General features: G+C 37.4%; 5 protein-coding genes and 1 pseudogene. 4 read left to right on the top strand and 2 right to left on the bottom strand.

Annotated features, from left to right (window positions below):
• The 3 genes and pseudogenes from HMPREF0091_RS04270 to HMPREF0091_RS04260 all read left to right on the top strand — a co-directional run.
• Positions 1 to 245, top strand: a pseudogene (locus HMPREF0091_RS04270) (site-specific DNA-methyltransferase); the annotation flags it as partial.
• 2 nt (positions 246 to 247) lie between these two features.
• Positions 248 to 2,884 carry a DEAD/DEAH box helicase family protein gene (locus HMPREF0091_RS04265; RefSeq protein ID WP_006303048.1) on the top strand — a complete coding sequence of 879 codons (2,637 nt, stop codon included), beginning with the start codon at positions 248 to 250 and terminating at the stop codon, positions 2,882 to 2,884.
• 13 nt (positions 2,885 to 2,897) lie between these two features.
• Positions 2,898 to 3,320, top strand: coding sequence for a hypothetical protein (locus HMPREF0091_RS04260; RefSeq protein ID WP_006303047.1), 423 nt, complete (start codon positions 2,898 to 2,900; stop codon positions 3,318 to 3,320).
• A 113-nt stretch (positions 3,321 to 3,433) separates the two neighbouring features.
• On the opposite strand, the gene HMPREF0091_RS04255 is transcribed toward HMPREF0091_RS04260, so the two are convergent.
• A complete protein-coding gene (locus HMPREF0091_RS04255; protein WP_006303046.1) occupies positions 3,434 to 4,993 on the bottom strand; it encodes a zinc-ribbon domain-containing protein in 1,560 nt (519 codons plus the stop codon).
• A 274-nt stretch (positions 4,994 to 5,267) separates the two neighbouring features.
• Entirely contained in the window at positions 5,268 to 6,149 is an 882-nt protein-coding gene (locus tag HMPREF0091_RS04250) for an Abi family protein (RefSeq protein WP_006303045.1), read from the bottom strand.
• A gap of 810 nt (positions 6,150 to 6,959) precedes the next feature.
• Here HMPREF0091_RS04250 and HMPREF0091_RS04245 point away from each other — a divergent pair.
• Positions 6,960 to 7,301, top strand: coding sequence for an Asp23/Gls24 family envelope stress response protein (locus HMPREF0091_RS04245; RefSeq protein ID WP_010242265.1), 342 nt, complete (start codon positions 6,960 to 6,962; stop codon positions 7,299 to 7,301).
• The last annotated feature ends 170 nt before the right edge of the window (positions 7,302 to 7,471 follow it).

Here is a 7,471-nt window from a genome sequence, read left to right as displayed (position 1 = left end):
CTATTGAAAGTGTAAAAGCTTCCATTTACACAGATGAGCGTATTGTGCCTTATCTTACTAAGCAGGAACTCGCTGATGCTGATAAAGACTTTGAGAACCTAACATTAGAAGAAAAGAAGCAAGTGCTATCCAAGCTTGTAGATAAAAACAAGCTATACGTTAATGCTTCTGATATGGATGATGAAACATATCAAATAAGTGATGCTGATAAAGCATTTACGAAGTCTTTCTATGAGGAGGCATAATCATGGCTGAATCATTCTTATATGAAAAACTTGATACGCTTAAAGAAATTAATGAGCTTGCGCCTATGCCCGATATTATTGAGCATAGTTTATCTCAAAATATTGTTTTGCGTGAGTACCAAAAAGAAGCTTTCCAATATTTCGTTACTTACTTTGAAAAAGACGCTTTGCATAAGAATAAGCAGATTCATACGCTTTTTCACATGGCAACAGGCTCTGGTAAAACGGTGATGATGGCAGGGCTTATCCTCTATCTTTATACAAAAGGTTATCGTAAGTTTCTTTTCTTTGTGAACCAAACGAATATTTTGAAAAAGACGGAAGAAAACTTTTTGAATGCGCTTTCCTCTAAGTATCTTTTTGCTGATAATCTTTCCCATCTTGGCATGAAGATTAAAGTGAAAAAAGTAGACAGATTTAGTGATACAGCGCTAGATGATGATATTGAGCTGCTATTTACTACCACTCAAAAGTTACATACAGATATGTTGTTTTCTAAAGAAAACGCACCGACATATGCTGATTTTGAGAATGATAAAATCATTTTTATTTCGGACGAAAGCCATCATATTAATTCTTATACGAAGAAAAAGACAAGTACTGAAGAAGATGCTGAAAAAACCTGGGAATACACGGTAAATCGTGCCTTTAGTTCCAATAAAGATAGTGTTCTACTGGAATTTACCGCGACAGCTGATCTCAAAGATAAAAACGTACTTGCAAAATATACTGATAAAATCATTTATAACTATCCACTGGAACGTTTCCGTGCGAGTGGCTACACGAAGGATTTTCAAAACTTTGCAACCGATACGAACCTCTGGGATCGTACGCTTATTGCTCTTATCTTAAGCGAATATCGTCGTTATCTTTTTGCGGACTTAAAACTGAACATTAAACCAGTTATTATGCTTAAGTCACAAAAGATTAAAGAGTCTGAAGCTTTCCATGACGAATTTTTCAAAAAATTAGAGGAACTCACGAGCTATGAGATTAAAGCTTTGCAAAGTGCTAATATTCCGCTTCTTTCTAAAGCTATAGCTTATTTCGAGGAAAAAGATGACACCCTCGAAAACCTGGAGCATAGTCTTAAGAACTCTTTTTCTGAAGATAACACCATCATCATGAATGGATCTTCAGACGACAATGACGCTAACCAAATTAAAGTGAACTCGCTCGAAGATACAGATAATCACATTCGTCTTATCTTTGCTGTTGATATGCTCAATGAAGGCTGGGATGTATTAAATCTTTTTGATATTGTACGCCTTTATGATAGTCGTCAAGGTAGCGGTAAAGCTGGAAAAATCGGTTCGTATACGATTAAAGAAGCTCAACTGATTGGTCGTGGAGCGCGCTATTGTCCGTTTGTATATGAAGGCGACAAAGACCTTAAATATAAGCGTAAGTTTGATGGTGACCTTACGAACGATTATCGTATTCTGGAAACCATGCTCTTCCATAGTCTGAATGATTCGCGCTACATTGCTGAGTTGAAACAAGCTCTTATTGCAACTGGGCTTCAACCTAAAAATCCAATTACTCGTGAATATCGATTAAAAGAGGAATTTAAGTCTTCTGAATTTTACCAAAAATCATATGTCTATTCTAACGAACGCTTACCTCGAGGACGTCAAGAAATTACGACTGTTGAAGATAGCTTAAAAACAAAAATCTATCGCTATACACAAAAGTCAGTGTCTGGTAGCATTGTCAATCTTTTTGATACGGATGAACAGGAAAAGGAAATTGAAAACAAACAAGCAACTAGTAACAAAGCAAAGATAACAGCCCTGCTCTTTAAGGATGTTGACTATAACATTCTTTCGGGTGCTGCTGATTGCTATACAGAACTTCGCTTTGATGTGATTAAAGATAAATATCCAAATGTTTCCTCACTCAAAGAGTTCCTCACGTCCGAAGATTATTTAGGTAATTCAATGTTAGAAATTACTCAAACTGGTGATATGTTAACTGGTAAAGACATCTTTGCAGCATCTAAAAAAGCGATGGGACAAATTGCCTCTTACATTGCAAATATTAAACAAGAGTTCGTTGGCAGTACAGTCTTTAAGCCAAGAATGCTGAAAAGTATTCTGCACGATAAAAAGATCTCCCTCACCACAATCCAAGAAAATGGCGGTCATGGCGATTCACAAAATGACTGTACTAATGATGCTTATCAGTTTAATGTGGCTGGTCAAACGTGGTATGTCTTTACAGATAACTACGGGACGAGTGAAGAAAAGCTGTTCGTTAAGTACTTTAACGAACAGATAGAGCCAAAGCTGAAAGCAAAAAACCTTGAATATTATCTCGTTAGGAATGAAAGGATTCCTGAGCTTGCTATATATTCATTTGATGCAGGCGAACGCTTTGAGCCTGACTATATGTTGTTTATCAAAAAGAAAGACGCTGCAGAAGTAAAAACATTTCAAACATATATCGAGCCTAAAGGATCACAACTACTGTTGCAAGATAAGTGGAAAGAGGATTTCTTAGGTGAGATCCAGAAAAAATTCGAGATATCTGAACTACTTGGTAATGGTTACACACTCCTCGGCTTGCCATTTTTTAATCAGGAAAATCGTTTGGCTGAGTTCAGTAAAGCCATCGATGAGCTAGTAAATCATTTATAAGACTCGAGGTAAAATGCCAAACGAATTATTTATTTCTGTAGCCTCACTAGTGATTTCGGGAATTGCTGTTTTCTTTTCATACCAATTAGCACGAAAAGCTGACGAAGCAAATAAAATCGCACGGAAAGCACTGGAGTTACAAAAACAACTAGCTCCATCACCTTGGAGTAAACTCGTCCGAGTTGAAGGAGCTTGCTACGAAATTACCAACACTTCTGGACGTAACTCACTAGTTACAGTAATTAAAGCGATTCCTGAAGAAGCTGCTGGTTTACTTATAAACAATAATCAGATGCCTAAATATGTAGGCAACGGAGATAGTTTTAAAATTTTAATTGCACAAGTTGATGGTGGTGATCTTGACGCTGTTAAAATAGAATACTACTACGAAGACGATCCTGAAACTACATATAACGTTACTAGAAATGTAAATTAGATGGTTTCCTGTCTTTTTGTGTCTCTGTTCACTTGGATCAAAAAGGCTTAGTGCTATTTCTTAGTTAAACAGAGTTTAGCTTTTTGTTGTTCTAATGCTCAAAGGAGACCATCTTACATTTGATCAGTAAAAATGCGCGTAATGCAGGTTATCAAACGTTCTTTATTATTTTCAAAATCACTATCATTAGCGGGCACAAAAATCTCATAGTAAGAAGGGGATTGAATATACAGTGATGGAAGATTAGCTTCTCTAATTCTTATAACAATGAACCCTGCATCCAATAACTCTGAAGATTTTCGCTTATCCACATCTCTTCTTCCTTTATGCCAGTATTCGCCATCATATTCTATGGCAAATTTTTGACCGTGAATGCAAAACGAGATATCAATGGACCAATTATAGGAAAAATTATTAAAGTTGTATCTAGCTCCAGAACGAGCTGTTCTTATCTTTTTCTGAACAGCATCAAAGTATTTCAGTTCAATTCTTGATTTATGAGAATCTGTGCATTCAGGGCATCCAGCGCCATGGATTCTAGAAACTACGGTTGCTCTATATATATGAGTATGATTGTTTTCACATACCCATAAAGGTGGAACATTTAGTTTTGTACTAGGGCGAACACACCAAGGGCTATCGGAATTCGAGGGGTCCCATTGTTCAGCTAATTTAGGATAAATCCAAGCTATTGATCCCTGAATTTTCCCACAGTTAGGACACATTTGCCCATCTTTTCTTTGTCTATCCCTAGGAGTAGCCTGCCATTCATAGCTACAAACCATACACTTCCACCATACTGATCTCTTGCTGTTATCTCTTATATTGTAAGGTGTATAAACACCGTTTTTCTCTCTTAACCACTCAGAGGCTATTTCTGGATTCGTATCTGTCAAAAACAGACCAGTACCACGAGTTGCTTGGCTTCTACATGCTGGACAACCCAATTCTAAATAAGTATATGGATAAGCATATGGATGATGGCCGTGCTTACACTTAAATCGATATTGTCCATCCCCCGGACACATACCACTCCAATTGGTGGGGCATACTGTCGTTTCGTATGGACTCCTCTCATCGTCCCATGCCTCCAATAGTTCAGGCACATCAGCACATAACGTATTTTTAGCCTCTTTAATTGATAAAAAAGTTTTCTGAATATATGTTATTTCTGGCTCCAGAACTTCTCTCGTTATTTTTGGAGCGTAATGAGCGGCAGTGTTAAGATGTGTTTGGCAGGAACATTTGAACGATATATCTGAACTACGCTTGACGGTTTGTTTTCCACAGTTACTGCATACAACAAGGAGAATAGTGTCAGTATTATCTATAGAGCCATCTTTAAGAACATTCACCAATTTATATCCATATGCCTTCGCAATAGCGCTATATTCATTAAAACTATTTCCCGAAGTTATATGAACAATTGGATGACTCGACCTCATCCACGCATTCCAATAGCATGCTCTACAGACAGATTCACCTAAATCAGTTTTTTCTATAATGTATGCGATACGATAATGTGCTTCAGTGTTACAAATCTTGCACTTAGTAAGTAGATATAAATTTTTAGGATAACTTTTAGAAGAATCATAGCTTTCAGCTAACTCTAACCCACCAGAAGTTAAAATACTTTCTAGTTCTTCTTTAGTTCGTAAAACTTTTCTGCTCACGCTAGACTCTATCTTTTCTATAAATTACCTTTTAAACCATTATAAACAACAGGTCAATGACAACCAAAGCCTTTTTTACAGTAGTCTAACAAAATCCTTGTCTAAATATTTGTTGGGTCAATTTTCATTCATTAATCATTCGACAAGCTTTAATTCGCACTCTTTGTTTATTTTAATTAATTTGAAATGCATATTTGGCTGTCTCCTCATCTTCTTTCGCAGATAGAATAGTACTCTTCCCTAAATTTAAATTTAGGGTAATTTAGACCAGCACTTAAAGAATCTCTTCCCAATCTTGCGGAAATCCCATAAAAGCGAATTCAAATGAACCTTTGTACTTGACAAACGTATTTTTCAGATCTTTCAAAAGGGAAGACCACTGTTCATTTGCCTTTAGCATTCTTTTAATGATTAAGAGGACAGGAAATATTTTATTCTGTTCCTTTCTATATCGGAGATTCTCTTTATAAAGGCGAGGATTTTCTTTTAAGGGCATATTGTAAAGTCTGGTATAGTGCGCGCAAATATTTCTTACTTCTACTAAACATAAAATCCAGTTTTTTAGAAATCTAGGTTCAGTATTGTAATAGCGAGATATATTTTTTTGATCTTCAGCTTTTAGAATGCTAAACAATGAAGATAAACTCCCAAAAGACATTAATTCCACAGAAACCCATATAGGAAATTGACGATCATATTTTTCTATGTGATGTTTAACAAACGGTTTATTTTTTTGTCGTTCAATTTCCTTATTTAAGTTGTTTATGATAATAGAGTATATAGATTGTCCTTGTTTATTAGTCTTGTAAACAAAATTAGTCTCACTCATCAATACATCAGGACCATATTTGATAGATAAGCAATAGGCAATCTGAGTTCTAAGTTCTATTTCAATTTGCTCGATAGTTCGCATTAGATCATTTTTAAATTGGCTATCAAAGCAATAAAGATTAAATAGCTGTTCTATGCTAACAGTATCTTGATAATACTCCTTGTTATTAGTATTTTTAAGCCCGATGCCGTAACCAGAAAGTCTGTAATAGTTGACCCTCATTAAAATTTTTTCTGCAAATTTGGTGTCAGATATTTTTAGATGATGATCGTTTACCAGTTTTGCAATTTGTTGATTATACGTTAAGGCTGGTTTCAATTTCATATGTGTACTCTTTCATACAAAAAAGCCCTCTCCGTGGTCCGCATGCAGAAGAACTGCATTAAGCGTGGAGAGGTTCTGTTGACATAATTGTATCATGATACAATTAAAAATCAACCCATACAGCCCTTGATGTAAGACAATACTCTCAACGCTGTTGGAAAGAGTACAGGTCTTAATTTCGCTTAATTTGTTTAATTTCAGACTCACGCCGAACACTAAATAAAACACAGGTATTCTTCCAAAACTAAGTTGAACGCATATATCAGATAGTGGCGCTATTGAAAGAACGGTTGAACGTAAGGGCAGTAGAAACGGGTTTCGTGAACGACCCTACACACCTTTTAGGACTTGACCTAACTAACTTTTAGGTTCTGCTTGAATATTGCGCTTAAAACGCATGGCGCATAGCAAAACTACGTTAAAGTTCTCGTGAGTTATGTCCAAGAGAGCTGTCAGTGTTTACAAAAATTTTTTCGAATATTAAGCAGAATGTTTTATAAAACCTTGCTCGAAAGCGCCGTCGCAGCCCCTAGACGGCATGGAATCAAGCCACCCGCGACACCAAGCTACACTCAGCAACGGCGCGCCAACTTCACCGCCCACGTTCCCACCAAACCCCTAAAAGCCAGATCCATTGCGCCCAACAACGCTTGCGCCCAACCACGCTTGCGCCCAACCACGCAGAATATATGGTATTTCTTAGGTAAAAGCCTATAACCCCACTATTTAAAAATAGTTCCTTAAGATTATTGAATGAATGCGTTACAATTGCTATATGTAAACATGCTTAAGACGAGAGGAGACTTTCGTATGTCACAAGTCGTTTGTGGAACGCTTAAAGTTTCAAACGATTGCATTGCCGATTTGGTAGGTCATGCAGCTCTTGAATGCTACGGTGTAGTGGGAATGGCTGCTCTCGACCAGCAAGACGGCATAATGCATCTCTTACCCATGTATCGCTTACGTAAAGGTGTAGACGTAGAAACTAAAGACGACCATCCAGTTGTATCGCTGCACGTCATTGTTGAGCAAGGAGTCAACCTGGTTTCGGTTTCTAAAAATTTAATCAGTGCTACTCAATTTATCTTAAAAAAGATTGCCGAGCTTAGCGATGTAGAAGTTCGTGTATTTATTGAAGGCATGCGCGCCTGACCGCGTGTTGCAGGTGTGCGCTTGCAGCAATAACGCGTCTGCTGCACGCCTTACGCACGGGTTCGTCGCGTGCCTGTGCTTACGCGCCACGAGTTGCACCACCGCGTCGCTCGCGGTGACCTTGCACTTCTTGCTTGGAGCGTATTGCTGCAAACAGCGCGAAAATCGTG

The organism is Fannyhessea vaginae DSM 15829 (genome assembly GCF_000159235.2).
GTDB classification, from domain to species: domain Bacteria; phylum Actinomycetota; class Coriobacteriia; order Coriobacteriales; family Atopobiaceae; genus Fannyhessea; species Fannyhessea vaginae.
The sequence above is the reverse complement of the archived record's forward strand: the minus strand, read 5'-3'. Positions and strand labels throughout refer to the sequence as shown.